Source organism: Exiguobacterium sp. E4787 (genome assembly GCF_018618375.1).
In the GTDB taxonomy this organism is placed as follows: domain Bacteria; phylum Bacillota; class Bacilli; order Exiguobacteriales; family Exiguobacteriaceae; genus Exiguobacterium; species Exiguobacterium chiriqhucha.
On the sequence record NZ_JACSLY010000006.1, the window covers coordinates 1 to 17,745 of the forward strand.

Annotated in this window: 20 protein-coding genes and 1 riboswitch; of the genes, 8 read left to right on the forward strand and 12 right to left on the reverse strand. The window is 53.0% G+C overall.

The genetic code is table 11. The features are described 5' to 3' along the window. Positions 1 to 144: 144 nt before the first annotated feature. Positions 145 to 801 (reverse strand): TVP38/TMEM64 family protein, encoded by a 657-nt coding sequence (locus tag KNP80_RS08105; RefSeq protein WP_214715056.1) that lies wholly within the window; start codon positions 799 to 801, stop codon positions 145 to 147. Between the two features lie 78 nt (positions 802 to 879). On the opposite strand from KNP80_RS08105, the gene KNP80_RS08110 reads away from it, so the two are divergent. Beyond that, complete coding sequence (locus KNP80_RS08110; RefSeq protein WP_251132360.1) at positions 880 to 1,425, forward strand: hypothetical protein; 546 nt, start codon at positions 880 to 882, stop codon at positions 1,423 to 1,425. Between the two features lie 32 nt (positions 1,426 to 1,457). Here the strand turns inward: KNP80_RS08110 and KNP80_RS08115 are convergent, their stop codons facing one another. From KNP80_RS08115 to KNP80_RS08125, 3 genes are all read right to left on the reverse strand, one after another. Continuing rightward, positions 1,458 to 1,946, reverse strand: coding sequence for a hypothetical protein (locus KNP80_RS08115; RefSeq protein ID WP_214718480.1), 489 nt, complete (start codon positions 1,944 to 1,946; stop codon positions 1,458 to 1,460). Positions 1,947 to 2,036: 90 nt separating this feature from the next. After that, positions 2,037 to 2,492, reverse strand: coding sequence for a GNAT family N-acetyltransferase (locus KNP80_RS08120; protein ID WP_251128949.1), 456 nt, complete (start codon positions 2,490 to 2,492; stop codon positions 2,037 to 2,039). A gap of 58 nt (positions 2,493 to 2,550) precedes the next feature. Continuing rightward, the gene (locus KNP80_RS08125; protein ID WP_214832905.1) at positions 2,551 to 3,315 is read right to left on the reverse strand and encodes a TrmH family RNA methyltransferase; all 765 of its coding nucleotides are present in this window, start codon (positions 3,313 to 3,315) and stop codon (positions 2,551 to 2,553) included. Between the two features lie 221 nt (positions 3,316 to 3,536). On the opposite strand from KNP80_RS08125, the gene KNP80_RS08130 reads away from it, so the two are divergent. The 3 genes from KNP80_RS08130 to KNP80_RS08140 all read left to right on the forward strand — a co-directional run bounded on the left by KNP80_RS08130 (position 3,537) and on the right by KNP80_RS08140 (position 7,308). Next, positions 3,537 to 5,165, forward strand: a complete 1,629-nt coding sequence (locus KNP80_RS08130; RefSeq protein WP_214715063.1) for a PTS transporter subunit IIBC — start codon at positions 3,537 to 3,539, stop codon at positions 5,163 to 5,165. Positions 5,166 to 5,217: 52 nt separating this feature from the next. After that, positions 5,218 to 6,009, forward strand: coding sequence for an endonuclease/exonuclease/phosphatase family protein (locus KNP80_RS08135; protein WP_214832908.1), 792 nt, complete (start codon positions 5,218 to 5,220; stop codon positions 6,007 to 6,009). A gap of 117 nt (positions 6,010 to 6,126) precedes the next feature. Further along, a complete protein-coding gene (locus KNP80_RS08140; RefSeq protein ID WP_214832910.1) occupies positions 6,127 to 7,308 on the forward strand; it encodes an MFS transporter in 1,182 nt (393 codons plus the stop codon). A gap of 30 nt (positions 7,309 to 7,338) precedes the next feature. Here KNP80_RS08140 and KNP80_RS08145 read toward each other — a convergent pair whose 3' ends face one another. Continuing rightward, positions 7,339 to 8,043 (reverse strand): alpha/beta hydrolase, encoded by a 705-nt coding sequence (locus KNP80_RS08145; RefSeq protein WP_214832912.1) that lies wholly within the window; start codon positions 8,041 to 8,043, stop codon positions 7,339 to 7,341. A 75-nt stretch (positions 8,044 to 8,118) separates the two neighbouring features. Here KNP80_RS08145 and KNP80_RS08150 point away from each other — a divergent pair, with 75 nt between their 5' ends. After that, the gene (locus KNP80_RS08150; RefSeq protein ID WP_214832914.1) at positions 8,119 to 9,384 is read left to right on the forward strand and encodes a purine/pyrimidine permease; all 1,266 of its coding nucleotides are present in this window, start codon (positions 8,119 to 8,121) and stop codon (positions 9,382 to 9,384) included. Between the two features lie 22 nt (positions 9,385 to 9,406). On the opposite strand, the gene KNP80_RS08155 is transcribed toward KNP80_RS08150, so the two are convergent. Genes KNP80_RS08155 through KNP80_RS08170 form a run of 4 tightly spaced genes read right to left on the reverse strand, consistent with a single transcriptional unit; the run spans position 9,407 to position 12,361 of the window. Beyond that, the gene (locus KNP80_RS08155) at positions 9,407 to 9,799 is read right to left on the reverse strand and encodes an RDD family protein (protein ID WP_214753532.1); all 393 of its coding nucleotides are present in this window, start codon (positions 9,797 to 9,799) and stop codon (positions 9,407 to 9,409) included. Next, entirely contained in the window at positions 9,796 to 10,443 is a 648-nt protein-coding gene (locus tag KNP80_RS08160) for an NAD(P)H-binding protein (protein ID WP_214715074.1), read from the reverse strand. Before KNP80_RS08160 ends, KNP80_RS08155 begins: the two co-directional genes overlap by 4 nt. 35 nt (positions 10,444 to 10,478) lie before the next feature. Beyond that, a complete protein-coding gene (locus KNP80_RS08165) occupies positions 10,479 to 11,783 on the reverse strand; it encodes a nucleobase:cation symporter-2 family protein (RefSeq protein ID WP_214715076.1) in 1,305 nt (434 codons plus the stop codon). Next, entirely contained in the window at positions 11,780 to 12,361 is a 582-nt protein-coding gene (locus tag KNP80_RS08170) for a xanthine phosphoribosyltransferase (protein WP_214832916.1), read from the reverse strand. Before KNP80_RS08170 ends, KNP80_RS08165 begins: the two co-directional genes overlap by 4 nt. A gap of 77 nt (positions 12,362 to 12,438) precedes the next feature. Continuing rightward, a riboswitch (purine riboswitch) is annotated at positions 12,439 to 12,540 on the reverse strand. Between the two features lie 131 nt (positions 12,541 to 12,671). On the opposite strand from KNP80_RS08170, the gene KNP80_RS08175 reads away from it, so the two are divergent. Genes KNP80_RS08175 through KNP80_RS08185 form a run of 3 tightly spaced genes read left to right on the forward strand, consistent with a single transcriptional unit; the run spans position 12,672 to position 16,034 of the window. Further along, entirely contained in the window at positions 12,672 to 13,280 is a 609-nt protein-coding gene (locus KNP80_RS08175; protein ID WP_214718507.1) for an NAD(P)-dependent oxidoreductase, read from the forward strand. A 60-nt stretch (positions 13,281 to 13,340) separates the two neighbouring features. Then, positions 13,341 to 14,894 (forward strand): ABC-F family ATP-binding cassette domain-containing protein, encoded by a 1,554-nt coding sequence (locus tag KNP80_RS08180; RefSeq protein ID WP_021068083.1) that lies wholly within the window; start codon positions 13,341 to 13,343, stop codon positions 14,892 to 14,894. Positions 14,895 to 14,915: 21 nt separating this feature from the next. Next, entirely contained in the window at positions 14,916 to 16,034 is a 1,119-nt protein-coding gene (locus tag KNP80_RS08185; protein ID WP_214832918.1) for a DUF418 domain-containing protein, read from the forward strand. 143 nt (positions 16,035 to 16,177) lie between these two features. Here KNP80_RS08185 and KNP80_RS08190 read toward each other — a convergent pair whose 3' ends face one another. The 3 genes from KNP80_RS08190 to KNP80_RS08200 form a co-directional block, all read right to left on the reverse strand. Then, positions 16,178 to 17,107 (reverse strand): manganese-dependent inorganic pyrophosphatase, encoded by a 930-nt coding sequence (locus KNP80_RS08190; protein ID WP_214718511.1) that lies wholly within the window; start codon positions 17,105 to 17,107, stop codon positions 16,178 to 16,180. Positions 17,108 to 17,203: 96 nt separating this feature from the next. Continuing rightward, positions 17,204 to 17,350: a hypothetical protein gene (locus KNP80_RS08195; protein ID WP_214834460.1), complete on the reverse strand. Its 147-nt coding sequence runs from the start codon at positions 17,348 to 17,350 to the stop codon at positions 17,204 to 17,206. Positions 17,351 to 17,435: 85 nt separating this feature from the next. Next, a complete protein-coding gene (locus tag KNP80_RS08200) occupies positions 17,436 to 17,717 on the reverse strand; it encodes a HesB/YadR/YfhF family protein (protein ID WP_214718512.1) in 282 nt (93 codons plus the stop codon). Between the last annotated feature and the right edge of the window lie 28 nt (positions 17,718 to 17,745).

The following is a 17,745-nucleotide window of genomic DNA, read 5'->3' on the forward strand; positions in this document are numbered from 1 at the left end:
CTGCCCATTTCACTTCACTTGAATATACGTTTTTGCCCACGCAAAAACACCTCCGATGCTAGCACTTTTTTAAAGTGTACCACTGCGAAGGTGTTTTTATATTGTCTCAAAAATTTAGGTTAGCCCAGCGCTCCCGTTGAGCGCCTACTTCTTTTTATAGCGATTAATTTGTCGTTTAATCGGTTCGCGGAACACGGTTGCAACGAGCGTCAGGACGACTAAGACGACGAGGGCGAGGATGATCATCTTAAAGTCTCCACTCGCGATACTGCTGCCGAGGAAGTTGTTGGCGAACGCTCCTGGAATCATCCCGACCGTGGTCGCGAAGATATAACCTGGGAGGCGCACTTTCGCGAGCCCTGAGGCGTAACTGACCAAGTCAAAGTTGACGAGCGGAATCAAGCGTAAAATCAACACATAGAAGAACCCGTCCTCTTCAATCTTATGCTGCACCTTCTCGTAGCTGCTCGTCTCGAAATGATGGAGAAAGCGGTCACCAAAGCGAATCGCGATATAGTAGGCGACGAGCGCACTGAGCGTGGCCCCGATGATCGTATAGACGACACCGGGCAACGTCCCGAATGCCAACCCACCGGCGACGGACAAGACGGACGTCGGAAATAAAATCAACGGACGAACGGTGAACAATAAAATATATACGAGCGGGGCGAGCCAACCGAATTGAACGATATAATCTCGAATCTCACTCGGACGCAAGTCAATCCACTGATAAAGGAACGTCACAGTACCGAATACGAGCAAGACGACGGCAATGATCCATTGGGTTTTCCATTTATCCATCGGTCGCCCTCCTCTCTTTCTTTCATCATATCGCCTCGTCTCAAAAAAGTAACGCCTTCCTTTTTTAGGAGTCACATTATGGTACGGTTAGAAAAAGCAGAAGGAGGAATCCCTATGTATTTGGCAGACGCCATTAAACTGAAACAACTGCTGCTGAAGCAGATTGATAAGTTGCTCGAAGAAGTCGAACGCGTCGCGTTCATCGAACTCGAGAAAGATGAACCGCTCCCGACGATTCAGTCCCGGTCGCTCGAGGATATCGAAGTCGAGCTCGAGTCGATTCGAACTGACTTGCGTCGTCTGGACCGTCTCGTCTGTGAAGCAAACCTACGTACCGTCGTCGAGACGAATGATGGACCGCTCCCGCTCGTCGAAGCGATGGAGTTCGCCATTCAATTACGCGCTCAAGCTCGGATGTATCAAGATTTGGCCGAACGCCCGAAGCGCGAGTTCCGAACCGGGTATGTGGAAGGGACGGCCGTCATCAAACATGCGCTCTATGACCCTGAGCTGTATCGGTTGAAAGCCCAAGACGTCGAGAAACGGGCCAACCGGATCGCCAGCGCCATCGAGGCGGCCAACCATCGGACCGAAATCGACTTTGATGCAAGCCGCTATATGTAAGAAAAATGCGTCGGGAACGTTCCCGACGCGTTTTACATATGGTGATCGTGATGGTCGTGGTGATGCGAGCTCGAACGGCGTCGCGGTGCCGGCTCATCGGCGAACTTCTCCCCGTCCAAGATGCCGAGCCGCTTGTATTGGCGGTCAATCCGCTCCTTCGTCTCCTCGTGCACGTGCGGTGACTCCATCACCAACTGATAGCTGCCGAGTGCGACCCGGAACGGCTCCATCTGTGTCCGTTCGACCGGGAACGACGTGACGTCCCGCAAATAGTCGGCGAGCCGGTTCGCCGACTCGTCACTCGGATGGTCGGCCAAGTCTGACGCGAACTGCTGCATATCTTTCAACAGACTGTTCGTCTTCACTTGATTGCGGATGCCTGCCATCACGGCAAACACAATCAACGCGATAATACTAATAACCACAATCGGAAAGATGCTGAACATCCCTTCGAACAACGAATCGCCCATCCCGGTCGAATCGATGTATACTTCTTCCCCGAACGCAAACGTATAGACCATGATGTTGCCCCCTTTTTTCTATAATACGGACGAGGTGCCATTTGGTTTCATCGACACGAAAAAACCGTGGCATGTGCCACGGCTCATCGGTCAGTTCAATTGTTTTTCCATCATGATGCGCGGCTCGTTCTCCTCGGTATACGCCCCCATGATGTCGTAGCCACACAACAGGTTCAAGATGATGACCCCTTTGTTCGTGTTGCGCGCTTTCGTTCGAATCGAATGGAACCCTTGTGCCTTCACCCACTCGAGTTGCGTGTCCATCAGCTTGCGACCGATGCCATGCTTTTGAAACTCAGGGTGAACGCCGCCGGCCCAGCTATAGAAGCGATACGGCTCGGCCTCATAACCGATTTTGAATCCGACGAGACGCTCGTCCGAAAACGCGAGCAACACGAGCGGGTTCGCATGGCGATACAGCCGTTCTTTAAAACGCAGTTGATCGATGTCCCCGTATAACGTCCGATACAGGTTAAAGAATTCCTCTTCATAGTCTTTGAAATTCGTCGTCACATCTTTCACGATAAATGAACTGGTCGTACTCATCTTTCCATCCCCTTTCGAAATATGGACAAGTAGTTCGTACGCCTGTACCTTTCGCCGTTTACTCCGTTTTTCCTGTCTCGCGCGCAAAAGCGGTCAAACCTTTTTGCTTATAGACGCCGAGCGACCGCTTCGGAAGGCTCTTCACCATCCAATTTTTTAAGATGCGCTGCTTGTCTTCCACCTTCAGCCCATAGCCGTCCGTCACGACATGACGCGCCCGCGTCGTCACATCGTATAACGAGATGGCGGCAGCGACCGAAATGTTCAAGCTTTGGACGTATCCTTGCATCGGAATCAAATAATTGCCGTCCGCCTTGGCGAGCGCTCGTTCCGATACGCCGTGATGCTCGTTCCCGAACAACAGCACCGTCGGTTTCGACACGTCGATGTCCTCAAGCGGAACCGCCTCTTCACTAAGTGCCGTGGCGAGAATTTGATATCCGTCCGCCTTCAATCGGTCAATCGCGTCCTCAATGGAAGGGTGTTCGACCACGTCGACCCAACGATCCGCACTCTTGGCGATAATCGAGTTCGGTTTGAACTTGGCCCGACCTTCGACGACGTGCAACGTCTGCACACCGAACGCGTCCGCCGAGCGGAGCACGGCCGACTGATTGTGCGGATCATCGACCCCTTCCGTCAAAATCGTGATATGGTTCGTCCGTAACGCCAACACTTCCTGCATCCGTTTGACACGGTCTGGCATCAACATGCTATACAGTAATCGATCTTCTTCTAATAACAGGCCCGACTGCAACAACTCCTCAAGCAAGGCCGCCTGCTCTTCTTTTGATAATGCCGATGTCGTCTGTCTCCATCCCATCGTTCTCGCCCCTTTCAACCTCTAGTATTGTAGCGAGATTCGTTTCGACTGACAAGCTATGGGCGAAACGAGTCGAATCGGTTTCGATTATGAAAATCCATGAAAATTAGGAAAACGGTTGCACAAAGTTATGCAATCGATTACAATCATCTATGCAAGCGATTGCATTGACAGTCGCCATAGACAGATAAAAAGTTCCGTATAGGAAGGAAGCGTATAGCATGAAACAACTCATCTCGTTCGACTTTTGGCAGAAACTCGGTAAGGCCTTAATGGTCGTCATCGCCGTCATGCCAGCCGCAGGTCTCATGATCTCGATCGGTAAATTGATTGGCATGTCAGCCGGAGACGTCAGCATCTTGCTCACGACCGCTCGCATCATTGAAGATCTCGGTTGGGGAATCATCGTCAACTTACATATCTTGTTCGCGGTCGCCATCGGTGGCTCGTGGGCGAAAGATAAAGCCGGCGGTGCTTTCGCTGCACTGATTGCCTTCATCTTGATTAACCGTGTCACAGGTGCCATCTTCGCCGTCAACGGAACGATGCTCCAAGACCCGGAAGCGACAGTCCAGTCACTCTTCGGAGCTGACCTCGTCGTCGCTGACTACTTCACATCAGTACTCGGTTCACCAGCTCTTAACATGGGCGTGTTCGTCGGGATTATCGCCGGTTTCCTCGGTGGTGCCCTTTATAACAAGTTCTACAACTTCAACAAATTGCCGAACGCCCTCTCGTTCTTCAACGGGAAGCGCTTCGTCCCATTCGTCGTCATCCTCGGTTCGGTCGTTGCCGCGATTGCCTTGTCAATCATTTGGCCGACGATTCAAGGTGCGCTCAACAGCTTCGGTGAATGGATTGCGACGTCACGCAACACGGCACCAGTCCTCGCGCCGTTCATCTATGGTGCGCTCGAACGTCTCCTCTTGCCGTTCGGACTTCACCACATGCTCACTGTGCCGATGAACTACACGGAACTTGGTGGCACGTATACGATTTTGACAGGTGCGACAGCCGGTTCGGTCGTTGCAGGTCAAGATCCGCTCTGGTTGGCTTGGGTAACGGACCTCGTTAACCTGCGTGCCGCTGGTGATACAGCCGCTTACAACGCCTTGCTCGCAGACGTCGTACCGGCCCGCTTCAAAGTCGGTCAAGTCATCTTGTCGTTCGCTGCCTTGATCGGTGCTGCTTACGCGATGTACCGCAACGTTGACGAAGACAAGAAAGCACAATACAAGCCGATGTTCTTGTCGGCTGGTCTCGCCGTCTTCTTGACGGGTGTCACAGAACCAATCGAATTCATGTTCATGTTCGTCGCTCCAGTCCTTTACGTCGTCTATGCACTCATGGCCGGTGCCGCCTTCGCTTTGGCGGATGTCATCGACCTCCGTGTCCACGCGTTCGGTGCGATTGAATTGCTCACACGGATCCCGATGATTGTGAAAGCAGGATTGCTCCAAGACTTGATTAACTTCTTCCTCGTGTCGGCGGCCTTCTTCTTCTTGAACTTCGGTGTATTCAACTTCTTCATCAAGAAGATGAACCTTCCGACGCCTGGTCGCAACGGGAACTACATGGAAGAAACAACTGAGAAATCGAACGTGACCGGCAACGAGCAGGTCATGGGGATTATCGCTCTACTCGGTGGGGAAGAGAACATCGAGGACGTCGATGCCTGCATGACGCGTCTGCGTGTCACAGTCAAAGACATGTCGCTCGTTTCAGAAGAGAGCGAATGGAAAAAGAACGGCGCCATGGGTCTCATCTTGAAAGACCGCGGTGTCCAAGCAATCTACGGCCCGAAAGCCGACGTATTGAAGTCTGATATTCAAGACGTCATCGGTGCATAATCAACAGGCCAGCTCGTACGAGTTGGCCTGTTTTTTCTAAAGGAGGACTATCGTGAATATTTTAACGCTGAACTGTCACGCCTGGTTAGAGGACCGTCAACAAGAGAAAATCGACTCGATCGTCGAACGGATCGCGAGCGAGGAATATGACATCATCGCACTCCAAGAAGTGAATCAACATAAAGAAGCCCCGCTCATCGACGGCTTGATTCGAGAGAACAACTTCGCCTATGTGCTCGTCGAGCGTTTGAAAGAGCAAGGCGTCGATTACTACATGACGTGGGACTTCGCCCATTACGGCTATGACATCTACGAGGAAGGCGTCGCGATTTTGTCGCGCATTCCGTTCGTATCGACCGAATCGTTCTTCGTCTCGCAGACGACCGATCCGAACGATTACAAGTCTCGGAAAATCGTCAAGGCGGTCGTGGACGGCATGGACGCGCCGACGGCGATTTACTCCTGTCACCTCGGTTGGTGGCATGACGCCGATGAACCGGTGCGCCATCAGCTCGATGAACTGTTGCGCCGCGTCGAGGACGACGACCGCGCTTTGTTGCTCGGTGACTTCAATAACGACGCGTTCATCCGTGGCGAAGGGTACGACTACTTGATCGAGCACGGCCTCCAAGACTTGTTCCATTTGGCGACCGAGCGTGAAGGTGATGCGACCGTCCAAGGCAAGATTGCCGGCTGGGACGAGAACAAGCGGGCGCTTCGCATCGACTTGATGCTGACGAACGCCCCGATTCACGTCTCACGCCATGCCGTCGTCTTTGACGGCGAGAACGGTCCGATCGTTTCCGACCATGCCGGTGTCGAAGCGACGGCATTCTGGCGCTAATCAGACCCTTTTCTTTCACAATGTGAGAGAAAAGGGTTTTGCTTTTGACGAAAATTCGGTATGGTTGGAAACGACTGATGTCTAACGACCATTCTTTTTTGAAAGTAGTGATTTCTTTTGACGACTTCTTCAACGCTCAGTCGGACCGACTGGACGCTTATTTTATCACTTGCCCTGCTCACGTTCGTGCTCGGGACGAGTGAATTTGTCATTGTCGGCATTTTGCCTGATATCGCTGACGGCTTATCCATCTCCATCGCCACGGCGGGGACACTCGTCTCGGCGTTCGCCATCACGTTCGCCATCGGCACGCCACTGACGATGTCATTGACGAGCCATTTACCGAAACGAAAACTGATGCTCGTGCTCACCGCTCTGTTCATCGTCTTCAACCTATTCAGCAGTCTCGCTCCGACGTACGGGATCTTGCTCGTGCTCCGGATGATGACCGCCGTCGTGACGGGCGTGCTCATCTCGCTCGCCATGCTCGTCGCCAGTGAATCGGTACCGACCGGGAAGCGCGGGATTGCCGTCTCGTTCATTTTCGGTGGCTTTACGATGGCGAACGTATTCGGCGTCCCGCTCGGTACGTTCATCGGGCAACGTGCCGGATGGGAAACGACGTTCTTGTTGACGACCGCTTTAGGTGTCGTCGCATTTCTCGCCGTCTACCGCGTCGTCCCGAGTCAGTTGACGAGCGTCAAGACGTCGATTGCCGATCAATTGCGCCTCTTGACGAACCCGCGGATTTTAATCGCATTCTTCATCCCGGCGTTCGGCTTCGGCGCGACGTACGTCGTCTATACGTATCTCGTTCCGATTTTGAAAGGTGTACTCGGCGTCCCGGTCTCTTGGATTAGCCCAATTCTGTTTGCCTACGGGTTCATCTCCATCTTCAGCAATATGGCGGCCGGTAAAATCGCCAGTCACAATCCGATTGGTCGGCTCAGATACGTCTTCCTCATTCAAGCGCTCGTCTTGGCGGCGTTGTATGTGACTACGTCGAACGTGACGCTCGGCCTGATCAATATCGCGTTCATGTCGTTCATGGCGATTCTACTGACGACATCGACGCAAATCTATTTGATCGACTTGGCCGAGAAGTTCAATCCGGACGCCAAAGGCCTGGCTTCATCGCTCATGCCGGTCGCGAGCAACGTCGGCATCGGTATGGGCTCAGCGCTCGGCGGGCTCGTCTATGCGAACGCACCCGTCATGACGCTCGCCCTCGTCGGGGGAGCCGTAGCACTCTTGACGGCATTGTTAACCACCGTCAGTTATAAGCTCGACCAACGTTAAAACAGCGTGCCCACGTCGGGCACGCTGTTTTCATAACCAATCGATGATTTGGTCGATCGTCTCGTCTTGTTGCTCTTTGGCGCTGAGCGGGCTGTCGTTATCCCCATCCTGCGGTCCGTACATCCCAAAGTTGGCGTGATTGCCGTCCTTAATCTGATGGAAGACGGCGTCATTCGGGACGTTGTCACGGCTCGCTTCGATATCAGCCGGTGTGGCCAGACCGTCGATTTCCCCAGAGACGGACAAGACACGCAGATTGCTATCCGCCATCGTACTGATTGGGTACGACGCGAGGAAGATGACGCCCTCGACTTTTTCCTCGTGTTCGAGCGCGTAACCGGACGCGGCCGAACCGCCGAGTGAATGCCCCCCGACGACCCAACGCTCGATGTCTGGATGGGCGGCGATGATGGCATCTGCGGCATCGATATCGGCTATCCCGAGATTTAAGCGCAACGATGGGATGGCGACGAAGATTCCTTCTTCCGCTAACCTTGCTCCATAATAGGCGTACGCCTCTTTCTCGACTTTCGCTCCCGGATACAGAATGAAACCGACCTCGCTCGACGAGTCACCGAACTCGAGACGATTGTCCACTTCCGTCGCCTCCGCCGCGTAATCGAGCGCTTCTTCCGTCGGTCCGTACGTCAGTTGCGTCCACACGAGGAAGCCGATGATGGCGACCAATATGACCCCTAATAGGCCAAGGCCAATCCACTTCAGTTTTTTCTTCATTATATACCTCCATTTGCATCCACTTCCCCGTCACGGTACACTAATAAGAAAAAAGGGAAATACCAGGGGGACATCATGACCAAAAGTTCTGTAACCACGACGATTCAGTGGTTTATTTTTATTTTAGCTACAAACATTGTACCACCGCTCTCCATCGCTGCCTTATTCGAACTGTCGCCAGCCGACACGATGACATTCATCTCACGTTCGCTGTTCGTCTTTGCACTCTTCAGCATCATCCAGACGCTTCTCGGCCACCGACTGCCAATCTTAGAAGGACCGGCCGGGATTTGGTGGGGCGTGTTCACACTCTATGCCTCCATCGGTCCAGCACTTTATGGTAGCGGACAAGAGACGCTCCAAGCGCTCGGTTTCATGTTGTTCTTGAGTGGTGTGCTCGGTGTGGTCATGACCGTCACCGGTCTGTTGCGACGGATGCTGTCGTTGTTCACCCCACAAGTGCTCGGGGTCTATATGATTCTGCTCGTCCTGCAACTGTCGGGTGCCGTCATCAAAGGCGGCTTTGGCGTGACCGAGGACGGCATTAACATCGTTCAAGCCGTCGCGACGGCCGGTCTCGTGTTGTTCGCGCTCACGCTCGAGCGTAGCCGGTTCAAACAGTATGGACTCGTCATGACGCTCATCGCCGGATTTTGGTTGTTCAACTTGCTCGGACTAGGCAACCCGATCGTCCGTTCCGAGTCATTCTTCCTTGTTCCTGAACTGTTCCCGTTCGGAACGTGGGTGTGGGATTGGAACTTGCTTCCGACTGCGTTTGTCATCACGCTCCTTCTCATGACGAACGTCCTTGCCAATATCAAATTGATTGAACGCATCGTCAGCTCGCGTGAGAAGCGTCAAATCGAAGGCAACGTCCCGGCATCTGGTGTCGTCAGTGGGATCAGTCAAATGGTGGCGGGCATGTTTGGGACACCGGGACCGGTCGCCATCTCTGGAACGGCTGGTTTCTTATCCTCGACGGAGAGCGTTCATCGCTCACCACATCTCGTGGCCCATGCTGTGATGATGTTGCTCGCCCTCATCGGTCCGTTCGTCTCGCTCATCGCGAGCATCCCGGCCGCCGTCGGATACGCCATCGTCACCCCGCTCATCGCGACGATGATTATCATCGGAATTAACGAGGCAGCGTTCGAATTGAATCAAAAGACGGCGTCACTCACTGTCGGGCTCCCGCTCGTCATCGGAGCCGGCGCGATGTTGCTCCCGCCTGGAGCAATGAACGATTTGCCGCCACTCTTGGCGACCGTGTTCTCGAACGGACTCGTCCTCGGAACAATCGTCGCCTTGACGACGGCCATCCTTAGCCGCATCCACGACTAAAAAAAACTGACCTCGCGCGAGGTCAGTTTTTTTCGGTTACGTGCATATGGAACGCTGCATCGTGCGGCAAGACGGCACCATCTTCGGCCTCGAAGTGCGCACGGTCCTTGACGTAGGCAGCAATCGAAATCGTATCGCGGTGCAGTGCTCGTTTGAACGCCTGCTCGGCTGTGACAGGTGTCCCGTCGTCGTTTTTCAACTCAAGACCCATCAGTTTATAGCCGAGCGTCTGTCCGCCGCGACGCATCTGACACGCCTCGAGCGCATAGGCGACGAGCGTCGGCGTGATGACGGTATGGACGAACTCGCTCTTCACTTTTTTACGGACGAGCTGTTCGACGCCGTAACTGACCAATCCAGCGATGACGCTATCAATCAATACGGCTTTCGTCCGTTTTTTCGTCAGTCGCTTCATTGGCTCATCCTCTGCATCATACCAGACGTCAATACTTCGATGCCTTGTCCTTCTTCGGCGGCCATAATCAAGGCACGCGCCACATGAAGCGCTTGAATCGGTGCGGCGTCTGGGAGTTTATCGAGCAAGAACGGTTGGAGCGGACGGCTGAAGACCTCGGCTGCTTTCTCGCCGAGACGGAACTCCTCCCGATCCCCGAGCAAGAGCGACGGACGGGCGATAATCAAGTGCTCGAAGCCGAACACTTTGAGCCCGTTCTCGAGCTCCCCTTTCACGCGGTTGTAGAAGAAAGGTGACCGAAGTGACGCGCCTTGCGCCGAGACGACGGCGTAACGTGTCGCCCCGTGTCGTTTCGCGACGCGTGCCACTTCAAGCGGCAAGTCGAGATCGACATGTTTGAACGCCTGACGTGAACCAGCGACGGCAATCGTCGTCCCAAGTGCGCAGTAGACGTCATCGATGTGCGGCAACGCCTCGTCCATCTCTTCGAATCCGACGACTTCATGCAGTTTCGGATGACTCCATCGTTTCGAGCGGCGGACGATTATCCAGACTTGATCATACCGTTCTTGTTCGAGCAACTGTTCGACGAGTTCGCGTCCGATCAATCCGGTGGCGCCAACGACAAGTGCAGTTTTCCCCATGCTTGTTCCCCCCTAGTTACGTAGTTCCTTTCAGTCTAGCTGACTTGCCGGTTATCGGCAACGACCTCGGCCGGACGGAACCGGTCGACGAGTCGGAAGAACCCGTTCAATAACAAGGCAGTGAACGATCCGGCGACGATGGCACTGTCCGTGAACAACTGCACCGCTTCCGGCATATTTGCGACGATGGCCGGGTTGGCCGTGATGCCAAGCCCGACACCGATCGACAAGGCGATTGTAATCAAGTTCTCATTTTTCGCAAAATCAACTTGGCTCAAAATCCGAATCCCGGACGCGGCGACCGTGCCGAACATGACGAGCATCGCCCCACCGAGAACTGGTTTCGGAATCAATGTCGTGAACGTCGCGACTTTCGGCAAGAAGCCCAGTAAAATCAACAGACCGCTCGTCCAGAAGATGACGCGACGCGATTTGACGCCTGACAATTGGACGAGTCCAACGTTTTGACTGAACGTCGTGTACGGGAAGCTGTTGAAAATCCCTCCGAGAATCGTTGCCACACCCTCGGCCCGATATCCTTTCGTCAGCTCGTTCGAGCCAATCGGTTTTTTCGTGATATCGCTCAGTGCCAAGAAGACACCCGTCGATTCAATCATCGAGATGATGGCCACGAGCGTCATGACGAGGATGGCCGAGACATCAAACGTCGGCATCCCGAAGTAGAACGGTTGTACCATTTGGAACCAACCAGCCTCACGGACCGGGCTGAAATCGACGAGACCGAGGAATGCGGCGACCCCTGTGCCGATCAAGACCGCAAACAAGACGGCGGCCGCCCGTGTGAACACGGTACCGATTCGGTTCAAGACGAGAATCAAGCCGATGGTCAAGCCACCGAGCGCCAAGTTTTGCATCGAAGCGAAGCCAGGCTCACCCGGCATCCCGCCGCCGATGTCATTGATGGCGACCGGGATGAGCGAGAGACCGATAATCGTCACGACTGAGCCGAGCACGACCGGCGGGAAGAAGCGGGCCAGTTTTCCGACAAAACCTGAAATTAAGATGACGATGATCCCGCTCGCGATGAGCGCCCCATAGATGGCGGTGATTCCGCTCGAACTACCGATGGCAATCATCGGACCGACCGCGGTGAACGTACAACCGAGCACGACCGGCAGACCAACGCCGGTAAAACGAGTCGTCCATACTTGTAACAGCGTCGCGACACCACACATGAACAAATCGATTGCGACGAGATACGCGAGTTCCGTCGGACCGAGTCCGATGGCGCCACCGACGATGAGCGGGACAATGGCCGCGCCCGTGTACATGGCGAGTAAGTGTTGGAAACCAAGGCTGGCTGTCTTAAACGTATTCATCGGACCACCTCCACGAAGGAAATCTCACCCGCTTCAAGCTTTGCGATCCGGGCGAGTGACTCGACTTGATAGCCTCGTTCGAGCAACTTGTCCCGTCCCGGTTGGAACGACTTCTCGATGACGATGCCGACACCGGCGACGACCGCCCCGGCGGATTCGACGAGCTGCGTCAAACCGAGAGCGGCTTCCCCGTTGGCAAGGAAGTCATCGATGACGAGCACGCGCTCCCCGGGTTGGACGAAGCGTCGGCTCAAACTGATGCGGTTCGTCTCTTGTTTCGTGAACGAATAGACGTCCGCTTCAACGAGATCGTCTTGGAGTGTAAGTGATTTACGTTTACGTGCGAAAACGAACGGGATGTTCATCTCAAGCGCCGTCATCATGGCCGGAGCGATTCCACTCGATTCCAATGTGACGATGCGGTCAATTCCCTCGTCACGGAACCGGTCTGCGAACTCGCGTCCGATGGCTTGCATTAAGACAGGATCGACTTGATGGTTCAAGAAGGCATCGACTTTCAATACGTGTTCGGACAACGCTTGTCCTTCATCTCTGATTTTGTCTTCTAACTGCTTCATTGTTTTCCCTCCAATAAAAAAATGCGATTCGTCACCCCAACCCGGGGACGACGAACCGCATGGAAACAAAACGAATGCACACGACAAGCGTCACCCGTAGTCGAACCATTTACGGTGGTTCGGTAGAGACTTGTGAGCCATATTCTCACGGATATACGAGTGCGAATCTTTTATTTATATAAGATAGGACTTATTCTAGACGATATTTTATAAATTGCAACCCGTTTTGGAAAAGACGGCTAAAAGTTCGATTTTTCTGAAACTGCTGTATACTAAAGATACTGGAAAAACGAGAGGAGCTACGTCCATTATGAAGCTATTCGTATTAGGGGCCACAGGCCGGACCGGTCATCAGTTTGTCGACCAGGCCATCGAGCACGGCCACCATGTGACCGCCTTCGTGCGGGAACAGAAAAAACTCATCCGGACACCGCAACTTGAAATCATCGAAGGCGACGTCACAGACAGCGCCGCACTGACGAACGCACTCGCTGGTCATGATGCTGTCATCAGCTGTCTCGGAACCGACTTGAGCGATCCCGACTTCTTGGCCCGCGTCACCGATGCGCTCGTCCCGGCACTGAAAGCAAACGCCATCAGTCGGGTCGTCTATCTCGCCTCGGCCGGAATCGACAAAGAGATTCCAGGTATCGCCGGCACGGTCGTCACGTTCATGCTTCGGAAACCGCTCCGTGATCACCGGGCCGCGGTCGATTTATGGCGCAACTCGTCGTTCGATTACACGATCGTGCGGCCGATGCAACTGACGGACGGTCCTCGGACGTCAGCGTATCGCACATCCGTCGACAGCATTCCCGACAACGGCAAACAGATTTCACGGGCCGATGTCGCCCAATTCATGCTGAACGCCGTTGAAGACCAACTCTTCATCCGCCAATCGGTCGGACTGGCGTACTAATTTTTTTGAATCCATGCTACAATATCGGATAGTCAACTTTGAAGGGAACGAATAAGAAATATGAGTATATTAACAGTACAAAACTTGAGCCACGGTTTCGGTGATCGCGCCATTTTAAATGACGTGTCTTTCCGTCTATTGAAAGGCGAACACATCGGCCTCATCGGAGCGAACGGTGAAGGAAAATCTACGTTCATGAACATCATCACGCGTAAGCTCCAGCCGGACGAAGGCAAAATCGAATGGGCGAAAAACGTCCGTGTCGGTTACCTTGACCAGCACGCTGTCCTCGAACGTGGGATGACGATTCGGGACGTGTTAAAGAGCGCGTTCCAATACTTGATTGACACCGAAACACGAATCGGTGAGCTCTATATGGAAATGGGCGATGCGACACCTGAACAGATGGACGACATGCTCGCCGAAGTCGGCGAACTGCAGGAAATGCTCGATTCGAACGACTTCTATATCATCGACGCGAAAGTCGAAGAAGTTGCACGCGGTCTCGGTATTTTAGATGTCGGACTCGACCGTGACGTCACGGACCTCTCAGGTGGTCAGCGGACGAAAGTATTGCTCGCGAAATTGCTTCTCGAGAAGCCGGACATCCTTCTCCTCGATGAGCCGACCAACTATTTGGACGAGGCCCACATCGAGTGGTTGAAGCGTTATCTCCAGAACTACGACAACGCCTTCATCTTGATTTCGCACGATATCCCGTTCTTAAACAGCGTCATCAACTTGGTTTACCATATGGAGAACCAAGACTTGTCACGCTATGTCGGGGACTACGACAAGTTCATGGAAGTGTACGAGATGAAACGCTCGCAGCTTGAATCGGCTTATAAACGCCAGCAGGCAGAAATCGCCGACTTGAAAGACTTCGTCGCCCGCAACAAGGCACGTGTGTCGACACGGAACATGGCGATGTCGCGCCAGAAAAAACTCGATAAGATGGACGTCATCGAACTGAGTGCGGAACGTCCAAAACCAGAGTTCCGGTTCTTGCAGGCACGCACGTCAGGTCGTCTCATCTTTGACGCCAAAAATCTCGTCATCGGTTATGATGAGCCGCTCTCACGACCACTCGACCTCCAAATGGAGCGCGGTCAGAAGATTGCCCTCGTCGGTGCGAACGGGATCGGGAAAACAACGCTGTTGAAGAGCCTTCTTGGCATGATCAACCCGCTTGAAGGAACCGTCGAACGCGGTGAGTTCTTGGAGATTGGGTACTTCGAACAAGAAGCGGCCGTCAGCAACAACACATGTATCGAAGAGATTTGGAGCGAGTTCCCATCACTCAACCAGCAACAAGTCCGTGCCATGCTCGCGAAATGCGGTCTCATGACGAAGCATATCGAGAGTAAAATCGCGGTCCTCAGTGGTGGAGAGAAGGCGAAGGTCCGTCTCTGTAAGCTCCAAAACAACGAATCGAACTTGCTCCTCCTCGATGAGCCGACGAACCACTTGGATGTCGACGCGAAGGAAGAGTTGAAACGTGCGTTGAAAGAATATAAAGGCAGTATCCTACTCATCAGTCACGAACCAGAGTTCTATCAAGACATCGTCACCGACGTCTGGAACTGCGAATCGTGGACGACAAAAGTATTCTAATCCGTGTAGAGGAAGTGGCGTATGGCTGGCCCGATTCAAGTAAACGAACGTATCGTTCTATATGACATCATTCGAGGGTTTGCCCTATGCGGCATCTTTCTCGTCAACATCCCCACAATGCTCGGAAGCGACTGGATTTCCGGTCGCGCCGACTATGCGGGGAGCGATTTACTCGTTCGGACGCTATTCGATTTGTTCGTCCAGACGAAGTTTTACACGATTTTCTCGCTCTTGTTCGGAATCGGCTTCTCGATTTTTCTCGAGCGCTCATATGCGCGCGGGGACTCGGTCGCCCGTTATATCCGCCGTATCGTGATTTTGTTTCTATTCGGACTCGTTCACCTGGCCATTTGGTCGGGTGACATCTTACATACGTACGCGATGTGGGGCTTGTTGCTCCCACTGTTTTATGGATTAAGCAACCGGGCGATTTTGACATGGGCATGGAGTTTGTTGATTGGGAGCTTTTTACTCTTCTATGTCTCATCCATGTACTTAGAATTATCGCTCGGATTTAGGTTTAGTGGTGATCCTTTCCCGGCAATCTTTAATTCTGGATTCGGCCCATGGTTCGACTATCGCTTAGACGAAGAGATTTTTGACATGTTCCAAAACTCATTTTTTGTCGGGGTTGAAATTCTAAGCCTGTTCTTGTTCGGACTTTATATCGGACGGGAACGGAAACTCCTCACGTGGAGCATCCGAGGATTGACACGGACGGCCATCATCTGTACGATAGCGGCCCTTCCGTTCTTCGCAGTCATTATTTGGCATCACTACGGTAGCGGTGCCGAATATTCGGCGACGAACTCTGCGGCTGTCCTCGTCTCTGGGAAACTGCTCGCGACGACGTACGTCTGTCTCTTTACGATTGCCGTCCGTAACGGGCGCGCATTCCGTCCACTGCAGGCGCTCGGCCGTATGGCGCTGACGAACTATTTGACGCACACGCTCGTCGTCGTCCTGCCGGTCATCGCCCTCGGCTACTACGGTCGTCTGTCGTTGACGGAAGGATTGTTCTTAAGCATCGCAATTTTGATTGCCCAAGCGTTCTTCTCGATGTGGTGGCTCAAATCGCATCGATATGGTCCGTTCGAGAAGTTATGGCGCATCGGAACATATGGAAGACAATCCAACTAGAGGGACGCCGGTTCATGCTGTTCGTGATTACGAAATCCTGACAATATATATGCGAACAAGGCTCGAAGCAGACGCTTCGAGCCTTGTTCGTTATAAAACAAAAAATGAACGCCCAGTCGATCGACAGGACGTCCATGCATTTCTTAGTTTGTGGCTGCAGCAGTCAACACAGGCACAATTTGTTTTTTACGTGAGACGACACCAGGGAGTGTCGCAAGGCCATCGACCAATTTGACGTTGAACGCCTGCTCGAATAGGTCAGTCTTCTTACCGACAACGAGTGCTTCTGAATCGTTCGTCAAGATGTTCGTGATGGCGAAGACAAACAAATCGAGTTCTTTGTCTAATATCTTCACGGCCATTGCCGCTTCGACTTCAGCTTTACGGCTCAATACATCGTTCGCGTCGACCGTGTTCACTTGAGCAATCTCGATGCGGTAGTCGCCCATCGCAAACTCTTTCGCGTCGAGCGAGATGAGTTCTGGGATCGTCTTTTGGCTAAGGTCCGCTCCGGCTTTCAACATCTCGAGACCGTATGTCTCGATATCTGTACCAGAGATAGCTGCGAGTTCTTTTGCCGCTTTGATGTCCTCGTCCGTGCATGTCGGTGACTTGAACAAGAGCGAGTCCGAGATGATCGCCGATAGCATCAATCCTGCCATGTCAGGCGCGATTTCGACACCGTGCTCTTTATAGAGTTTGAGCAAAATCGTCGCCGTGCATCCGACAGGCTCCGCCCGATAGTAGAGGGCATCTGCTGTTTGGAAGTTGGCGATACGGTGGTGATCGACGACTTCGAGGATGCGTACGTCCTCGATGTCTTCCGCGCTTTGTTGGAACTCGTTATGGTCGACCAAGATGACCGAGTTCACTTCGTCCGAGACGCGTTCCACGAGGCGTGGTGCTTTGACGCGGAAGTGGTCGAGCGCATATTGCGTCTCCCCGTTCACTTCACCGAGGCGGATCGCCTCGGCGTCCATCCCTAACTTTTTCTTGAGCTCCGCGTAAGCGAGCGCCGAGCAAATCGTATCTGTGTCTGGATTTTTATGTCCAAAGACTAGTACTGTACTCATCATACATTCTCCTCACTATGATAGTTTTCCCTTATCCATTATAACGTCTATACTCATTCTTTCAATTCCCAAACAAAAAGAGCCACTAGGGGCTCTTTACGCTTGTTCGTCTTCGTCCGTCTTTTCGAGGTCCGAATGATCCCCTTTTGAATCTTCTTCGTGCGAAATATCCGGTTGGTCTCGTTTCAACTTCTCTTGTTCTTCTTGTTCACGCTTTTTATCTTGTTCTGACATCTGTCTCATCCTTTCGGTTTTGTCATGTCGTAGACTCTTCCCCGAGCTGGATGGCTTCAAACGGATGTATTCTTTCTGTTAACAAACTGTGATGTCACGCTTGAACGAATACGACCTCGTCGCCTCGAATCTCGACGTTGACGTCTTGTCCTTGGAACAACCATTCATCCTGTTCAGCCACGACGAAGCGAATCCCGTCCGCTTCCGTTTCGACCGCCGCGTTGTCGACATCTTCTGTGATGACCCCCACTGAGAAACCGTGCGTCAAATCGGTCGAACCCCCATATTTAGCGAATAAACGCACCGTCTGGCCAGCCTCGACCTCCATCTCATCTTTAAAAAATTGGAGTGCTTCTTCTGTCACGTTAATCTTCATCTGTCATCCTCCTCTCGACTTCTGTTTC